The 16,812-nt window shown below is 66.1% G+C and carries 14 protein-coding genes; 4 read left to right on the plus strand and 10 right to left on the minus strand.

Annotated elements, in window-relative coordinates:
* The first annotated feature begins 154 nt into the window (after positions 1-154).
* Positions 155-1,051: a glycosyltransferase gene (locus AC3IT0_RS13990; protein WP_489320360.1), complete on the plus strand. Its 897-nt coding sequence runs from the start codon at positions 155-157 to the stop codon at positions 1,049-1,051.
* Here the strand turns inward: AC3IT0_RS13990 and AC3IT0_RS13995 are convergent.
* From AC3IT0_RS13995 to argS, 10 genes are all read right to left on the minus strand, one after another.
* Positions 1,048-1,806: a WecB/TagA/CpsF family glycosyltransferase gene (locus AC3IT0_RS13995; RefSeq protein WP_489320361.1), complete on the minus strand. Its 759-nt coding sequence runs from the start codon at positions 1,804-1,806 to the stop codon at positions 1,048-1,050. The two genes, AC3IT0_RS13990 and AC3IT0_RS13995, sit on opposite strands and share 4 nt — an antisense overlap.
* Positions 1,803-2,579 (minus strand): L-threonylcarbamoyladenylate synthase, encoded by a 777-nt coding sequence (locus AC3IT0_RS14000; RefSeq protein ID WP_489320362.1) that lies wholly within the window; start codon positions 2,577-2,579, stop codon positions 1,803-1,805. Before AC3IT0_RS14000 ends, AC3IT0_RS13995 begins: the two co-directional genes overlap by 4 nt.
* Positions 2,580-2,594: 15 nt before the next feature.
* Positions 2,595-3,464, minus strand: a complete 870-nt coding sequence (gene prmC / locus AC3IT0_RS14005; protein ID WP_489320363.1) for a peptide chain release factor N(5)-glutamine methyltransferase — start codon at positions 3,462-3,464, stop codon at positions 2,595-2,597.
* 41 nt (positions 3,465-3,505) lie between these two features.
* Complete coding sequence (gene prfA, locus AC3IT0_RS14010) at positions 3,506-4,579, minus strand: peptide chain release factor 1 (RefSeq protein ID WP_489320364.1); 1,074 nt, start codon at positions 4,577-4,579, stop codon at positions 3,506-3,508.
* Positions 4,580-4,686: 107 nt separating this feature from the next.
* On the minus strand, positions 4,687-6,867 hold the full coding sequence (gene rho / locus AC3IT0_RS14015; protein WP_489320365.1) for a transcription termination factor Rho: 2,181 nt from the start codon (positions 6,865-6,867) through the stop codon (positions 4,687-4,689).
* A 299-nt stretch (positions 6,868-7,166) separates the two neighbouring features.
* Positions 7,167-8,141 carry a homoserine kinase gene (gene thrB, locus AC3IT0_RS14020; protein WP_489320366.1) on the minus strand — a complete coding sequence of 325 codons (975 nt, stop codon included), beginning with the start codon at positions 8,139-8,141 and terminating at the stop codon, positions 7,167-7,169.
* 2 nt (positions 8,142-8,143) lie between these two features.
* The gene (gene thrC / locus AC3IT0_RS14025; protein ID WP_056349448.1) at positions 8,144-9,250 is read right to left on the minus strand and encodes a threonine synthase; all 1,107 of its coding nucleotides are present in this window, start codon (positions 9,248-9,250) and stop codon (positions 8,144-8,146) included.
* The gene (locus tag AC3IT0_RS14030; protein WP_489320367.1) at positions 9,251-10,567 is read right to left on the minus strand and encodes a homoserine dehydrogenase; all 1,317 of its coding nucleotides are present in this window, start codon (positions 10,565-10,567) and stop codon (positions 9,251-9,253) included.
* The gene (gene lysA, locus AC3IT0_RS14035) at positions 10,560-12,035 is read right to left on the minus strand and encodes a diaminopimelate decarboxylase (RefSeq protein WP_489320368.1); all 1,476 of its coding nucleotides are present in this window, start codon (positions 12,033-12,035) and stop codon (positions 10,560-10,562) included. The genes AC3IT0_RS14030 and lysA overlap by 8 nt, the downstream gene beginning before the upstream one ends.
* A gap of 5 nt (positions 12,036-12,040) precedes the next feature.
* Entirely contained in the window at positions 12,041-13,690 is a 1,650-nt protein-coding gene (gene argS / locus AC3IT0_RS14040) for an arginine--tRNA ligase (RefSeq protein WP_489320369.1), read from the minus strand.
* 160 nt (positions 13,691-13,850) lie between these two features.
* Between argS and AC3IT0_RS14045 the strand changes: the two genes are divergently transcribed.
* The 3 genes from AC3IT0_RS14045 to AC3IT0_RS14055 are packed head-to-tail and all read left to right on the plus strand — an operon-like array spanning position 13,851 to position 16,750.
* On the plus strand, positions 13,851-14,324 hold the full coding sequence (locus tag AC3IT0_RS14045; protein ID WP_489320370.1) for an FMN-binding protein: 474 nt from the start codon (positions 13,851-13,853) through the stop codon (positions 14,322-14,324).
* A 3-nt stretch (positions 14,325-14,327) separates the two neighbouring features.
* Complete coding sequence (locus AC3IT0_RS14050) at positions 14,328-15,194, plus strand: FAD:protein FMN transferase (RefSeq protein ID WP_489320371.1); 867 nt, start codon at positions 14,328-14,330, stop codon at positions 15,192-15,194.
* Positions 15,191-16,750 carry a ferredoxin--NADP reductase gene (locus AC3IT0_RS14055; RefSeq protein ID WP_489320372.1) on the plus strand — a complete coding sequence of 520 codons (1,560 nt, stop codon included), beginning with the start codon at positions 15,191-15,193 and terminating at the stop codon, positions 16,748-16,750. The genes AC3IT0_RS14050 and AC3IT0_RS14055 overlap by 4 nt, the downstream gene beginning before the upstream one ends.
* Positions 16,751-16,812 lie beyond the last annotated feature (62 nt).

Below are 16,812 nucleotides of genomic sequence, written 5' to 3' on the forward strand. Positions count from 1 at the left end.
GCCGGGCGCGCAGCAGGCAGTGCTTGGTGCCTTACAGGGCTGTATTACAGTGGACTCTAGTGAAGATACTAGCGCCAACGGCTCCATGGCTTCGCGCCACACTGGCGCATTGCGAGCGGGGAATCCCCTGAAAGCCATGCTGAAAGGAATCCCCATGACCGTCCGGGTTGCAGTTGCCGCCGTGACATTTAACCGTCATAAAGAACTCTCCGTCCTGCTGGACGCCATCAATGCGCAGTCCGCGGCCGTGGACACCATCTGCCTTGTCGACAGCGGCACGGACCCTGCACGCGACGTTGCCGCGCGGCACGGAAATGTCGATTACGTCCGTTCCGAAGCGAACCTCGGCGGGGCGGGCGGCTTTGCCCTCGCCGCGCTGAAGGCCGTGGCCAGCGGCGCCAAATGGGTCTGGATGATGGACGACGACGCCGAGCCGGCAGATCCCGAATGCCTCGCCACGCTGCTGCGTGAGGCTGAGGCCCGCGACCTTGACGCCGTGGTCCCGCTGGTGGTTGCCCCGGGCCATCCCGACCGGTTGTCCTTCTTCTTCCGGCTGGACGGAAAAGTCACCCACGATCGGGCCGAACTGGAAAAAGTAGGCTTCCTGCCCAACGACGGACACTTCTTCAACGGTGCCCTGATCAGGTCCGACGTGTTTTTCAAGGTGGGCCTGCCGGACATGCGCCTGTTTATCCGCGGCGACGAGGTGGACTTCACCATCCGCCTCCGCAAGGCGGGCATCCGGTTCGGCACGGTGACCACCACCGCCATCACCCACCCGCATGCGTTTTCCGAGACGCAGCACGTCTTTGGTGCACGTTGGCATGTGATCGTGCCGGATTCGGCGTTCAAACGTTACTACTACTACCGCAACCGCGGGTACCTGATCCGGCGGTATTTCCGGGTTAAGTCGCTGGTGGCCGACGTCGGCGGCTACCTTGGCTATTTTGCGCAGCGCCGTGACCTGCCGGGACTGCTCGCCTGGGCAAGTTCCTTCACGAAGGGGCTGCGTGCCAAGGGCTTCGCGCCGCTGGAGGACCAGAAGTTCTAGGACACGCGCCGCAGCCGGCGGCGGGCCAGCAGCCACAGCAGCACCCACGGCTCGCCAAACACGCGGTACGCCACGCGGCGGGGATGCAGCAGCAGGCGCCATGCCCACTCAAGCCCGAGCCTCCCGAGCCAGCGAGGTGCAAGCTTCTGGATTCCGGCCAGCTGTTCGATTGCGCCGCCCACCGTGCAGTAAATGGCCGGCGGGAGGGTGGCGAGCCGGCGCTGCAGCACTGATTCCTGCAGCGGCATGCCCAACCCAAGCAGGACGAGCTGGGGCTGCTGCTCCGCGAGCCAGCGCACAGCGGCCGTTTCGACGTCGTCGTTCCAGCCTTCGCCGGGCAGGCCCGCTACCGTGGCACCGGGAACAATGCTCCGGAGTTTTTCGACGGCCAAGGCGTTCGCCTCGGCGCCGGCGCCAACCACCGCAATCCGCTTCAGGCCGGCAACCTTGCCCAGTGACGGCAACCAGTCCGTGGAACCCAGCCGGTACTCCATGACCGGACCCACGGCTTTGCCCGTCCGGCTCCACAGCCAGAGCACCGGCGCCCCGTCGAGGAGCACTACGTCGCTGTCCTCATAGACGGAACGGAAGCCGGCGTCGGAATGTGTCAGCGTGACACTGTGCAGGTTATGTCCGACGACGGTCCGCTTGGTTCCGTCGGCGACGAACCGCGCCAGCACCTCCAGCAGTTCGTCCACCTTAAGCGGTGTGGCGTCCACGCCCAGGACGGGGATGTGCTGGCGTGCCAGGCTCACCCGTCAGTCTCCCGAACCGGCCCGGCCGGCTCTTCAGCGGCCGGCTCTTCAGTTGCTGATTCGGGCGGCAGAGCGACTTCTTCAGATTCTTCCTCGGGCTCAGCCATCGGAATTTCGCCCAGGCCCAAGACGCCCGGAACGTGCTCCCGGAGCTGCTCCAGGGACACTGCGCCGTTGCGCACCACGCGCAGGAGCGGCCCGGTGGTGTCCACGATCGTGGAGGGCACGGCGTCGGTTCCTTCCACCGGCCGGAAACCGCCTTCGAGGTAGACCTCCACGGACTCCGCGAGCTGGGCACGTGCCTCGGCGGCGGTCTGCGCCGGCGGCTGGCCGGTCCGGTTGGCGGAGGACACAGCCAGCGGACCGGTCAGCGTCAGGAGTTCCTGGGCCACCTCGTCGGCGGGCATGCGCAGGGCCACTGTTCCCTGGGTCTCACCCAGGTCCCAGTCCAGTGACGGCTGGGCGTGCAGGATCAGGGTCAATCCCCCCGGCCAGAACGCCTCTGCGAGCTTACGGGCATCAGCGGAAACATCTGTGGCCAGGCCGTCCAGCGCGTTGATCCGGGGAATCAGTACCGGTGGCGGCATGGTGCGGCTGCGCCCCTTGGAGGCCAACAGCATGGTGACGGCCTGCGGCGAAAAGGCGTCGGCGGCAATCCCGTAGACCGTGTCCGTGGGGAACACCACGCACTTCTTTTCGCTGATGGCACGCTGGGCATGCTCCAGGCCAAGGGCGCGCTGATCCTCTGACGTGCAGTTGTAGGTTGTGGTCACTGGCCTATTCTTTCATCACTCGTGGTGCGGACCGGCAAGGACGGCGCTGGTGGCGCGTTCCTTGCCGTTGAGGTCCAGGTGCGTGGTGATCTCCGACCAGGCACCCGTCCGCTGCATCATGCCGGCGATCCAGCCGGCCTGGACTTCCGCGTGTTCCATCACGAAGTAGCCGCCGGGAACCAGCAGCCGGGCGGCCGAGGCAGCCGCCGCCGTCGGAAGTTCCATGCCGTCCGCTCCCCCGCCGTACAGGGCTTCGGGCGGATCGTGCAGGGCAACTTCGGGTTCATTCGGAATGGCTTCGGCGGGAATGTAGGGCGGGTTGGAGATGACGACGTCGAAGGTTCCGTTGAGTTCCGGCAGCGCGTTGCGGAGGTCCCCCAGCACCAGATTGACGCCCAGGGGCGCCAGGTTCCTGGCTGCCCACGCGTGCGCGAACGGGCTGTACTCCACGGCGTGGACTTCGGCGCCGGGCACCTCGTGGGCGATGGAGCCGGCGATCGCGCCCGACCCCGTTCCCAGGTCCACAATCCGGGGGTGCGCCATCCCCTTGACGTGGTCGATGACCAGTTGCACAACGGACTCTGTTTCCGGCCGGGGGATAAAGACCCCGGGCCCGACAGCAAGCTCCAGGTACCTGAAATGCGCCACGCCGGTGATGTGCTGCAGCGGGATCCGTTGGGCCCGTTCAGCGACAAGTTCGGCATAGCCAGCCGGTGCTGGGGTGTCCCCCAGCATCATCGCCCGGAGCCTGCCGAGCCCTACACCGAGCAGGTGCTCCGCCAGGAGTTCCGCATCGACGCGGGGGCTGGGGACCCCGGCGTCCCGGAGGACCACCGTGGCCTCGCTGACGGCAGCCGCGAGGGACTGCTCCGACCCGAGTGTCATGGGCTCGTTTGTCACAGTAACTCTGTTATCACAGGATGCGGCTAGTCGCCGATGGCGTCCAGGCGTGCCTGTTCGTCCATCTCGATGGCGGACTGGATGACCGGTTCCAGGTCACCGTTCATGACCTGGTCCAGGTTGTACGCCTTGTAGCCGGTGCGGTGGTCCGCGATCCGGTTTTCCGGGTAGTTGTAGGTGCGGATGCGTTCCGAACGGTCCATGGTGCGGATCTGGGACTTACGCTGGGCCGAGTTCTCGGCGTCGATGATTTCCTGCTGGTGCGCCAGGATGCGGGCGCGGAGCACGCGCATGCCTGCTTCGCGGTTCTGCAGCTGGGATTTCTCGTTCTGCATGGCCACGACAATGCCGGTGGGAAGGTGCGTGATACGGACAGCGGAGTCCGTGGTGTTCACGGACTGGCCACCGGGACCGGACGAACGGTAGACGTCGATCTTGAGGTCGTTCTGGTTGATGTCCAGCTCTTCAGGCTCGTCAACTTCGGGGAGGACCAGGACACCGGCGGCAGAGGTGTGGATACGGCCCTGCGATTCGGTGACGGGCACACGCTGCACGCGGTGGACGCCGCCTTCGAACTTCAGCCGCGCGTAGACGCCCTCGGCAGGATCGTTCGAGCTGCCCTTGACGGCCATCTGGACGTCTTTGTAGCCGCCGAGATCGGATTCGTTGGCTGAGATGAGTTCAGTCTTCCAGCCGCGGGACTCCGCGTACCGGGTGTACATCCGCAGGAGGTCACCGGCGAACAGTGCGGCTTCGTCGCCACCTTCGCCGCCCTTGACCTCGAGGATTACGTTGCGGGCGTCGTCAGGGTCCCGCGGGATGAGGAGCCTGCGCAGCTTCGCAGAAGCCTGCTCCAGCGCTTCCTCCAGCACGGGGACCTCGGCAGCAAACTCAGGGTCCTCCGAGGCCATTTCCATCGCAGCGGCGAGGTCGTCCTCGAGGGCATGCCACTTGTTGTATGCCTCCACGATGCCATTGAGCTGTGCAGAACGCCGCCCCAGCTTCCGGGCCAGCCGCTGGTCAGCATAAACAGCAGAATCACCAAGCTGCGCCTGGATAGCATCATGCTCATCAAGCAGGCCCTGTACGGACTCAAACATTTCAAAACCTCTTTCGACTCTTACAAGTCTAGTTTCACGGGACTTAACGACGAACCGCCCAAAACATGCCGGCCATCAGGCCGGCATGTCTTGAGCGGTGAGCGCAGCTACTTGTCGAGGTCCGACTTTGCACCAAGCGTTGTCTTCTGGACCTGCATGAGGAACTCGACGTTGCTCTGGGTCTCCCGGATCTTGTTGGTCAGCAGCTCAAGGCTCTGCTGCGTTTCGAGTCCGGAAAGGACGCGGCGCAGCTTCCACATGATCTTGACTTCCTCGGGGGAAAGCAGGTTTTCCTCACGGCGGGTACCGGACGCGTTGACGTCCACGGCCGGGAAGATGCGCTTGTCCGCCAGCTGGCGGGACAGGCGGAGCTCCATGTTGCCGGTGCCCTTGAACTCTTCGAAGATGACCTCGTCCATCTTGGAACCGGTCTCCACGAGCGCGGTTGCCAGGATGGTCAGCGAGCCGCCGTTTTCGATGTTGCGGGCTGCACCGAAGAAGCGCTTCGGCGGGTACAGCGCGGCAGAGTCGACACCACCGGACAGGATACGGCCGGAGGCCGGTGCTGCCAGGTTGTAGGCACGGCCCAGGCGGGTCATGGAGTCCAGGAGGACCACCACGTCCATGCCCATTTCCACGAGGCGCTTGGCGCGTTCGATGGAGAGCTCGGCCACGGTGGTGTGGTCATCGGCGGGCCGGTCGAAGGTGGAGGCAATGACCTCGCCCTTGACGGTGCGCTGCATGTCCGTGACTTCTTCGGGGCGTTCGTCAACGAGCACCATCATGAGGTGGACCTCAGGATTGTTGGTGGTGATGGCGTTGGCGATGGACTGCAGGATGAGCGTCTTGCCGGCCTTCGGCGGGGAGACGATCAGGCCACGCTGGCCCTTGCCGATCGGGGCAACCAGGTCGATGACGCGGGGGCCGATCTTCTTGGGATCCGTCTCCAGGCGCAGGCGCTCGGACGGGTACAGCGGAACCAGCTTGGCGAATTCGACGCGGTCCTTGAGCTCTTCCGGCGTTTTTCCGTTTACGGAGGTGACGCGGACCAGGGCGTTGAACTTCTGGCGGGCGGTCTGCTGGCTGCGGTCTTCGCCGTCACGCGGTGCACGGATGGCACCGACGCAGGCGTCGCCCTTGCGCAGGTTGTACTTCTTGACCTGGGCCAGGGAGACGTAAACGTCGTTCGGGCCCGGCAGGTAGCCGGAGGTGCGGATGAACGCGTAGTTCTCCAGCACGTCCAGGATGCCGGCGACGGGCAGCAGGACGTCGTCCTCGGTGACCTCGACGTCGTCGACGTCCGGTCCCTGGGCGCGTCCCCGACGGCGGTCGTTGCGGTCGCGGAAACGGTCGTTACGGGAGTTGTCCCGGCTGTCCTGGCCGCCACCGGAGCGGTCATTGCGGTCGTTCCGGTCGCGGCGGTTGCGGCGGTTCCGGCGGCTGCCGCCGTCGGAATCGTCGTCGCGGGTGTCCTCGCGGCGGGCACCTTCACGCTGGCCGGCGTCACGGCTGCCTGCGTTGTCGCGGCCACCGTCAGTGGTTTCGCGGGTGGTGGTGTCACGGGCGGTCGTGTCACGGGCACCCCGGGTGCGGCCGCTCTCGCGGCGGTCAGCACGCTGGCCGTCGCCGGACTCGGCACCCTGGGTTTCAGTGCCCTGGGTTTCGGTGCGCTGGGTTTCGGTGCGGTCAGCCTGGCGCTGTTCAGCGGCAGGCTGCTCGGCCGGAGCCTCAGGGGCTTCTGCCTGCGTTGATGTGGCGGCCGCTTCGCCGCGGCGGCGGTTGCGGGTACGCGGCTGGCGGCGTTCGCCGTCAGCTGCTGCGCCGGCCTCAACGGGCGCTGACGCCGGAGCCTCAACGGGTGCGGCGGCCGGAGCTTCGGGGGCTGTTGCCGCGGCGGGGGCCGCGACCACTCCGTCGCTGACAGCGCGGCGGCTGCGTCCACGGCCACGGGCCCGGGTCCCCTCAGCGGCCGGGGCCTCCGAGGTTTCGCTGGCGGCAGCCACCGGTGCGGCAGCGGCCGGGGCTACGTGGTTTTCGGTCGCCCTCTGGGCAGCCTTGGCCGGGGCCTTGCTGGCTGACGTGCCTGCGCGATGGGCGGAAATGGCGGTGACCAGATCCCCCTTACGCATGCGGGATCCACCGGAAATCCCCAGCTGGCTGGCAAGGGCCTGCAGCTGGGCGAGCTTGAGGCCGGCGAGGCCACTGCTCTTGGCGGGTGCGGCCGTTGACGATCCGGCAGCAGAAGTTGATGGTTCCACAGCTGAAGACAGCTCAGTGGTTTCGGTCACGAAGGATCCTTCCCCCTCGACGGCGTCCAGACTGGGAGCTGGACGCGATGATTTTGATCTGGGCTGCAGTTCAGATCTGCAGCCGACATTTTCGGTCTTGCCGGTTGGATTTCGGCCAGCAGGGCCGGATACTGATTCACCTCACGCACCGATTAATGGCGGGGCGCCGGGCTGACGGTTCAGGGGCAGGCAATTCAGCTGCAGATTCCTGCGACAGACCAAGCAGGTGACACCGGAAAATATTGCGCGGTCAGGAGATCACTAACAACTGAATGCAGCTGCCGATCAGATAGGCGGAATTACCGCCGGTGCAAGTCCACCTTAGCACCTTCGACGTCCACTGCCAGCTTCAGCACGCGCCAGCCGATGCCGGGCGTGTTCGCCTCCGTAAAGGACTCAATAAACCCAAGCACCTCGGCGGCTTCGGCTTCGCCGTCGGCGAGAACCAGGACCGTAGGTCCGGCACCCGAAACCACTGCCGCGTGGCCCGCGTTGCGCAATGCCCTGATAAGGGCCGCGCTGGGGCGCATCGCCTCGGCCCGGTAGCTCTGGTGCAGGTAATCCTCCGTGCCGGCGTGCAGAAACTCGGGCTTCTGGGTCAGCGCATGGATCAGGAGCGCAGCCCGGCCGGAGTTCATGGCGGCGGCGTGATGACCCACAGAGGCCGGCAGCAGGGCGCGCGCGGCCTCGGTGGACAATTCGAAATCGGGGACGGCCACGATGGGAATCACTGAACCTGCCACGGTGGCGCACGTGCTGCTGTACCGGTCACTGTCCTGCCATGACAGCGCCAGTCCGCCGAAAATCGCGGGCGCGACGTTGTCCGGGTGGCCTTCCATCTCGCTGGTCAGCTGCAGGATCCAGTCCCGCCCGCGATGCGCCGCTTCGGGCACCATGGCGTTGGCAGCCGAGACGGCCGCCACCACGGCCGACGCCGATGATCCGAGGCCCCGGCCGTGGGGGTTGACGTTCGTCGCCGTGATCCTGAGGCCACCGTGCCGGTAACCGAGCCGGGAAAAGGCAGCCTCCATCGCCCTGACCACCAGGTGGCTGGCGTCGCGCGGCAGCGTGTCCGCCCCCTCGCCGCTGAGCTCGAAGACGAGCTCAGCGGATTCGAGGGTTTCCACCGTCAGGGTGTCATGCAGTGCCAGGGCGAGGCCCAGGCTGTCGTAACCCGGTCCAAGGTTGGCACTGGTGGCCGGGACCCTGACGGTGACGCGCTGGCCTGCTTCGATGACGGGCAGGTCAACGGCGGTGGGCGAGGTGGTTTTCAAGGCTACTTTTCTTCCAGTCCCAGTTCAGCTGCGACTGTCACGACGTCGTTGGAGACCTTGACGGGCTGCACTTCGCTGCCGTCCTCGGTCCGGAGGGCCCACTGGGGGTCCTTGAGGCCGTGGCCGGTCACGGTGATGACGATGGTCTTGCCGGTTGGAACTTCACCGGCAGCGTGCTTCTTGAGCAGGCCGGCCACACCGGCGGCGGAACCGGGCTCCACAAAAACGCCCTCGCGGGCGGACAGCCAGCGGTGGGCATCGAGGATCTGTTCGTCAGTCACGGCGTCGATGAATCCACCGGACTCGTCACGGGCCGCGATGGCACCGTCCCAGGATGCCGGGTTGCCGATCCGGATGGCGGTGGCGATGGTGTCCGGCTCCGTGATGGGGTGCCCCGCCACGAACGGTGCTGCACCGGCGGCCTGGAAGCCCCACATCTGGGGGGTTTTCGTGGACACGGCAGGCAAGGTTCCGGCTGTTTCGGATTCGAACGGCGCCGAGTACTCCTTGTAGCCCTTCCAGTACGCCGTGATGTTGCCGGCGTTGCCGACGGGCAGGACGTGGATGTCCGGAGCATCGCCGAGAGAATCGACAATCTCAAACGCGCCCGTCTTCTGGCCCTGGATGCGGGCCGGGTTGACGGAGTTGACCAGGAACACCGGGTACGACTCCCCCAGCTTGCGTGCAATGTCCAGGCAGTTATCGAAGTTGCCGTCCACCTGCAGCAGCGTGGCACCGTGCGCGATGGCCTGGCTCAGCTTGCCCATGGAGATTTTTCCTTCGGGGACCAGCACGGCGCATTTCAGTCCCGCTGCAGTGGCGTAGGCCGCGGCGGAGGCTGAGGTGTTGCCGGTGGACGCGCACACCACGGCCTTGGCACCGGACGCAACGGCGGCCGTCATGGCCATGGTCATGCCGCGGTCCTTGAACGAACCGGTGGGGTTCATTCCCTCGACCTTCAGGTACACCGTGGAACCGGTGAGCTCGGAGAGCTTCTGCGCGTGGACCAGCGGAGTGCCGCCTTCGCCCAGCGTGATGACCCTGGTGGATTCCGTTACGGGCAGACGGTCAGCGTATTCGCGGATAACGCCGCGCCATTGGTGAGCCACTTAGACTCCTTCTACCCGCAGAACGGATGTCACTGAATTGATGACGTCCAGGCCCTTGACGGCCTCGACGGTGGCTGCGAGGGCAGCCTCGGATGCGCGGTGGGTAACGATCCGCAGTTCGGCAGACTCCACGTTGGACTCTGCGTCCCGGTGGATGGTCTGCCGCATGATTTCGATGGACACGCCATGCTCCGCAAAGAGCTGGGCGATCCTGGCCAGCACGCCGGGCTGGTCAGCGACGTCCAGGCCGATGTAGTAGCTGGTGATGGCGGAGTCGATGGGCAGGGCCGGGACGTGGCCGGTGGTGGTCTCCGTCCGTCCGGGTCCGCCCAGCACAATGCGGCGGGCTGCAGAAACAAGGTCACCCAGGACGGCAGACGCCGTCGGGGTTCCCCCGGCACCCTGGCCATAGAACATCAGCTCGCCGGCGTTTTCCGCCTCGATGAAGACCGCATTGAACGCGCCGCGGACGGCGGCCAGCGGGTGCTCGCGCGGCAGCAGCGTGGGGTGCACGCGCACGGAAACGCCTTCGCCGCCGTCGGCATCCGCGAGCTTTTCGGCGATGGCCAGCAGTTTGATGACAAAACCGGCGTCCTTGGCTGCGGCGATGTCCGCCGCGCTGACGGAAGTGATGCCTTCACAGTGGACGTTCTCCAGGGCGAAGCGGGTGTGGAAGGACAGCGACGCGAGAATGGCAGCCTTGGCGGCGGCGTCGTGGCCCTCGACGTCGGCCGTGGGGTCCGCTTCGGCGTAACCGAGGCGCTGGGCTTCGGCGAGGGCGTCCGCGAACTGGGCGCCGGTGGAGTCCATCTGGTCCAGGATGAAGTTGGTGGTGCCGTTGACGATGCCCAGGACGCGGGTGATGCGGTCGCCGGCCAGGCTGTCCCGGATGGGGCGCAGGATGGGGATGGCACCGGCGACGGCGGCTTCGTAGGACAGCTGCACGCCGGCCTTGTCGGCCTCTTCGTAGAGGGTGGGGCCATCCTGGGCGAGCAGGGCCTTGTTGCCGGTGACTACACAGGCGCCGTTGCGCAGCGCGGAGAGAATCAGCGTGCGTGCAGGCTCGATCCCGCCCATGAGCTCGATCACGAGGTCGGCATCCTTGACCAGGGTGTCGGCGTCGGTGGTGAAAAGGTCCTGCGGCAGGTCCACGTCCCGCTTGGCATTGACGTTGCGTACGGCGATGCCGCTGAGCTGCAAGCGTGCACCGGTACGGGCGGCCAGGGCGTCGGCGTCCTCAATGAGAATCCGCGCAACCTGGGCCCCAACGTTGCCACAGCCCAGCAGGGCTACTTTCAGGGTTCGCAATTCAGTCATTCGGCACTCCCATGTCGCGGTTAAGCAGATCTTCTTCGGTTTCCCCGCGGACAATCAGCCGGGCAGATCCGCCGCGCACCGCGACAACGCCGGGCCGGGCCAGATAGTTGTAGTTGCTTGACAGGGCCCAGCAGTAGGCGCCGGTCCCCGGTACAGCAAGCAGATCACCGGCTGCCACGTCCTCGGGCAGATATACATCTCTAACAACTATGTCGCCGCTCTCGCAATGTTTGCCCACCACGCGGGACAGCTGCGGGGACGCCGCGGACGTACGGGAGGCCAGAATCGCCGAATAATCCGCGTCGTAGAGCACCGGGCGGGCGTTATCGCTCATGCCGCCGTCCACTGACACATAGCGGCGCGGATGCGTAACGTTCTCCTGGCCCGCTTCGCTGGCCGGAGCGTCCACGCGCACGGTTTTAAGGGTGCCCACCTCGTACAGCGTGAAGGTGGTGCTGCCCACGATCGCGCGGCCGGGTTCGATGGAAATCCGGGGAGCGGTGATGCCCAGTTCAGCACACGTGGAACGCACGACGGCGGCCATCGCCTGCGCGACGTCGGCTGCGGGGCGGGGGGTGTCCACCGGGGTGTAGGCAATGCCGTAGCCGCCGCCAAGGTCCAGCTCGGGCATCACGATGGAGTACTTTTCCTGCATGGCGGCGTGGAAGCGCAGGAGCTTCTGCGCAGCGAGTTCAAAGCCGTCCGGCTCGAAGATCTGCGAGCCGATGTGGCAGTGCAGGCCCAGCAGTTCGATGCTGGCGTAGTGTGTGGCCGCAGCCACAGCTTCCTCCGCCGCTGATAGTCCGGCCTGCTCAGTGGAGTCCCCGGCCATGGAGAGGCCGAACTTCTGGTCCTCGTGGGCGGTGGCGATGAACTCGTGGGTGTGCGCGTGGACGCCGGGAGTCAGGCGCAGCATAACGTTGGCAATTTCGCCGCGGGCGGAGGCGATTTTGGCGACGCGGTCCAACTCATCGAGGCTGTCCACCACGATTCTCCCCAGCTTCATATCCAGCGCGCGGTTGATCTCGGCGTCGGACTTGTTGTTGCCGTGCAGGCCCAGGTTTTCGCCCTTGATGCCGGCCCGGGCGGCCACGGCGAGTTCGCCGCCGGAGCACGTGTCCAGCCGGAGTCCTTCGTCTGCCACCCAGGCGGCTACGGCGGTACACAGGAAGGACTTGCCCGCGTAGTAGACGTCCACTCCCCCGCAGATGTCGGCAAAGGCGGCATCAAAGGCGTCTTTGAAGGAACGTGCGCGGGCCCGGAAGTCTGTCTCGCTCATCACAAAGAGCGGCGTGCCGAACTGTGCCTTGAGCTCACTGACGGCGATGCCATCGATGGCGAGCTCACCGGCGTCGTTCTTCCGGACATCTTGCGCCCACATAGGCTCATGGAGCGCGTTCAGGTCCGTGGGAACGGCGAGCCACTCGGGAGCCAGCGGGGATCCGGTGTTGGTGTCCTGTACCGACATCAATTTCACATCCGTTCCGGCGCGGAGACGCCCAGCAGGTCCAGGCCGTTGGCCAGCACCTGGCTGGTGGCGTCGTTCAGCCACAGGCGGGTGCGGTTGACGTCGGTAACCGGCTCTTCGCCCATGGGCGCGATGCGGCAGGCGTCATACCAGCGGTGGTAGGCGCCGGCAATCACTTCCAGGTGGCGGGCAACGCGGTGCGGCTCACGCAGCTCCGCTGCCTTGGCCACAATCGAGGGGTAGCTGCCCAAATAGGAAAGCAGCTCATTTTCCGTGGCGTGGTCCAGCAGGGAGGCGTCAAACGCGCTGCGGTCCACGCCGGCGGCCACAGCGTTGCGGGCCGCGCCGCGTGTACGCGCGTGGGCGTACTGGACGTAGAACACAGGGTTCTCGTTGCTGTGCTTCTTCAGCAGGTCCGGATCCAGGGTGAGCGGGGAATCCGCCGGGAAGCGGGCCAGGGAGTAGCGCACGGCGTCCTTGCCCAGCCAGTCGATCAGGTCCTTGAGCTCGATGATGTTGCCGGCACGCTTGGACAGCTTGGCGCCGTTGACGGAAACCAGCTGGCCGATCAGCACCTCGATGTTCACGTCGGGATCATCGCCCGCGCAGGCGGCAATGGCCTTGAGGCGGTTGATGTAGCCGTGGTGGTCCGCGCCCAGGAGGTAGATCTTTTCGGTAAAGCCGCGGTCCTTCTTGGAGAGGTAGTACGCGGCGTCCGCAGCAAAGTAGGTGGGTTCGCCGTTCGCGCGGATCATCACGCGGTCCTTGTCGTCCCCGAAGTCGGTGGTGCGCAACCAGACCGCACCGCCGTCGTCGAACACGTGGCCCTGCTCGCGAAGGCGGGCGACGGCACTTTCGATGTGGCCGGCGTCGTGCAGTTCCTGCTCCGAGAAGTAGACGTCAAACGCAACGCCAAAGTCGGCGAGGGTGTCCTGGATGTCCTTCATCTGGGCCTTGTAGGCGGCGGCGCGGATGACGGGAAGGGCGGCGACCTCGGTGAGTTCGCGGATATCAGGATGCGCGGCCAGGACGTCATGGCCCAGGTCTGCGATGTACTGGCCCGGGTAGCCGCCCTCAGGCACCGGAAGCCCGTGCAGCCGCGAGTAAACAGAGTTCGCGAACGTGTTCATCTGCGAACCGGCGTCGTTGATGTAGTACTCGGCGGTGACCTCCGCGCCCGAAGCACGCAGCACACGGGCGATGGCATCGCCCAAGGCGGCCCAGCGGGTGTGGCCGATGTGCAGCGGACCGGTGGGGTTCGCCGACACAAATTCCATGTTCACCACGTGGCCGGCGAGCGTGGTGGTGGTGCCGTAGTCCCGTCCGGCTTCCACGATGACCTTCGCCAGCGCACCCGCTGCTGCGGCATCCACGGTGATGTTCAGGAAGCCGGGGCCGGCAATCTCCACGGCAGAGACGCCGTCGATGGACTTCAGGTGGGCGCTCAGGACGGTGGCGAATTCGCGCGGGTTGGTGCCGGCCTGCTTGGACAGCTGGAGGGCGATGTTGGTGGCCCAGTCGCCGTGCTCCCGGTTCTTCGGTCGCTCCACGCGCACCTCATCAGGGACAGCTGATGCGGAAAGCGCGATTTCGCCAGCGGCGACGGCGTCTTTCAGGCAGGCGGATATGGCGAGGGAGAGTTCTTCGGGAGTCACACCTCTAGCCTACCGGGGGCCGCCACGTGGACGAATTTTGGCATGGTGCATGACTGTTTTTCCTCACAGCGGACGCACTGCTGATTCACAGGGTGAACCGTTACGCTGAATCCGACGTTGAGTACACCGTAAGCACCCAGCCCACGAAACGAGCCCCAATTTGAGACCGTCAGTCCGCAAGAGTGTTTTCGTCGGCATCGCCGGCCTGTCCCTCGCCGGAACGGTGGCCGGCTGCGCACCGTCGGCCACGCCCGCGGCGCCCGCCGCGACTTCCGGCAGCACGTCCGGCGCCTCCACTGCCCCTTCCGGCACGGCATCATCGCTGGCCAGCAGCGGCTCCCTCTACCAGGACGGCACCTACAGTGCCGACGGCACCTATGTCTCCCCCAACGGCACCGAGACCGTGGGGGTTGAACTGACGCTCGCCGCAGGCGCGGTCACGGCCGTGAACATCACCCAGCACCCCTCGAACCCGAACACGCGGAAATTCCAGGGCGAATTCGCCGGCGGGATTGCAGCGCAGGTTGTGGGTAAAAGCATCGACGAACTCAATGTCTCCAAGGTGGCCGGGTCCTCTCTGACCAGCGGCGGCTTCAACCAGGCTTTGGACAAGATCAAGGCCGAGGCCCAGTAGGCCGTGCCGGACCCGGAGGATTTCCGCTTCGACGGGATCGGTACCCGCTGGGAAATCTCCACGCCCCGTCCGCTCGATGCCAGTGTCCGCGCCCGGCTGCTCGCCATGGTGGAGAGGTACGACGGCGGCTGGTCCCGGTTCCGGTCCGATTCGACCGTCAGTGCCATGGCCCGCGAGCCCGGGCGGTATGAGCTGCCGGCCGAAGCGGCAGACCTTGGCCGGCTGTACCGCTCGCTGTACGACATCACCGGCGGTGCGATGACACCCCTGATCGGCGGCAGCCTGGAGCGCCTCGGGTACGACGCCGCCTATTCCCTGCGGCCTGCCAGGTCCGCACTGCCGGCACCCCGCTGGGAGGACGTCCTGGCGTGGGACGGCAGTGTGCTGACCACCTCCGCTCCCGTGGTCCTGGACATCGGTGCCGCCGGCAAGGGGCAACTGGTGGACCTTCTCGCTCAGGAGTTGCGCTCCTGTGGCCTGGACTCCTTCGTGATTGATGCCAGCGGCGACCTGCTTCACCGCGGGCCTGATCCGGTGTCCGTGGCCTTGGAGCACCCGTACGATCCGGCGAGGGCCATCGGGACCGTGCCGCTGGCAGGCGGCGCCTTGTGCGCGTCAGCCTCAAACCGACGGGCATGGGGTGACGGCCTGCACCATGTGCTCGATGGCACCACGGGGCTGCCTGTCAGCACTGCGGTAGCCACGTGGACCATGGCGGAAAGCACCATGGTTGCCGATGCTCTGGCCACCGCCCTGTTCTTTGTCCCCGGCAGCGAGCTGGAACGGAGCTTCGACTTCTCCTGGCTGACGGTCTTTTCTGATGGAAGTGCTGCCTACTCAGCCGGATTTGAAGGGACACTGTTCTCATGAGCCCCGTTGATGCCCCCAAGGCAACCGCCGTTTTCGCCGCCGGCCGGCTGGACACCATGTTGGGCAAGTACACGATGTACCGGCTGATCCTCCTGGTGCTGGGGACCCTTGCCGCATACAGCCTCCTGCTGAATGCCCTTGGCTGGCTGACGTTCGGCATCCCGCAGATGCTCGTCCACCTGGCGCTGTGTCTCGGCCTGACCTACGCATCCAACCGCGGGCTGGCTGCCCTTTTCCATGTCCGCCCGCATTCCGAGTCGTCGCTGATCACCGGCCTGCTGCTGTATTTCCTGTTCTGGCCTTCCTTTGTGCCCCTGGATGTGGCCGGAGTTGCGCTTGCCTGTGTGCTGGCCTCTGCGTCCAAATACGCGCTGGCCTGGCGTGGCCGCCACATCTTCAACCCCGCCGCTGCGGGAGCTTTTGTAACCGGGCTGACGGGCCTGAACATCGCGACGTGGTGGGCGGCGACCCCTGCCATGCTGTGGCTGCTGGTCCCGGGCGTCCTCCTGGTGCTCTACCGGACGCGGAAGTTGCTCATGGCGGCCGTGTTCCTTGTGGTTGCCACATCAATCGTTAGCGCTGAGCTGCTGCAGGCAGGGCTGACCCTGGGCAGCGCACTCTGGCAGGCCCTGGCCCAACGGCCCCTGCTGTTCTTCGTCGGCTTTATGCTGACGGAGCCACTCACCCTCGCGCCGCGCCGCTGGCAGCAGCTCGCACTCGCAGCACTCGTTGGTGTGGTCTTCGCGGTGCCGTACAACTTCGGTTTCATCGCCAACTCGCCGGAACTGGCCTTGCTGGTCGGCAACCTACTGGCGTTTCTCATGGGCCAGCGCGGCGGGCTCAGGCTCCGGTTCGCTGGCTCCCGCCCGCTGACGCCGAGCACCACAGAGTTCGTCTTTGAACCGTCCCGTCCCGTCCGCTTTGTGCCGGGGCAGTTCATGGAACTGGATCTGCCGCACGCCAAGTCTGATGGTAAAGGCCGACGGCGGGTGTTCAGTTTGACCAGTGCCCCCGGTTCGGAGACGGTGACGTTTGGCGTCCGAACGGCGGAGCCACTGTCCGCGGCGAAGAAAGTCCTGCTGGACCTGAAGCCTGGCGATGAGGTGGCTGCCACATCCGTGGGCGGAGATTTTGTCCTTCCCCGCGATCCCCGGGCCCCCGTCCTCCTGATCGCCGCGGGCATCGGCATCACGCCCTATCTGGCCCACCTGGCTTCCGGCGCCGCGCAGGACCGGGACGTGGTTCTCCTGCTGCTGGCGCGTAACCCTGCGGAAATTGCGTACGCGGCCGAGCTGCAGGCGTCCGGGGCGCGCATCCTTGCACGCCTCGCCGACGGTGCCGCCCCGCCGTCGTTCATCACCGATGCCGGGACCCTGGAGACGGGCGCTGCCGCCGGCGCCCGGCTGGACGGAGATTCCCTGCAGGCCCTCGTCCCCGACATCGCCGGCCGCGCTGTCTACATCTCCGGGTCACCGGCCAGCGTCGCTTCGCTGCGCCGTGCAGCCAGGAAGGCGGGCGCACGGCGCGTTCACGTGGACTCCTTTTCGGGCTACTGAAGCGGGCCGTTTTTCCTTGCAGGCACCTTCCTGCTAAGCTCTAGGACGTCCCGCTGGCAACG

This window comes from Pseudarthrobacter sp. KH_020_B (assembly GCF_057840185.1).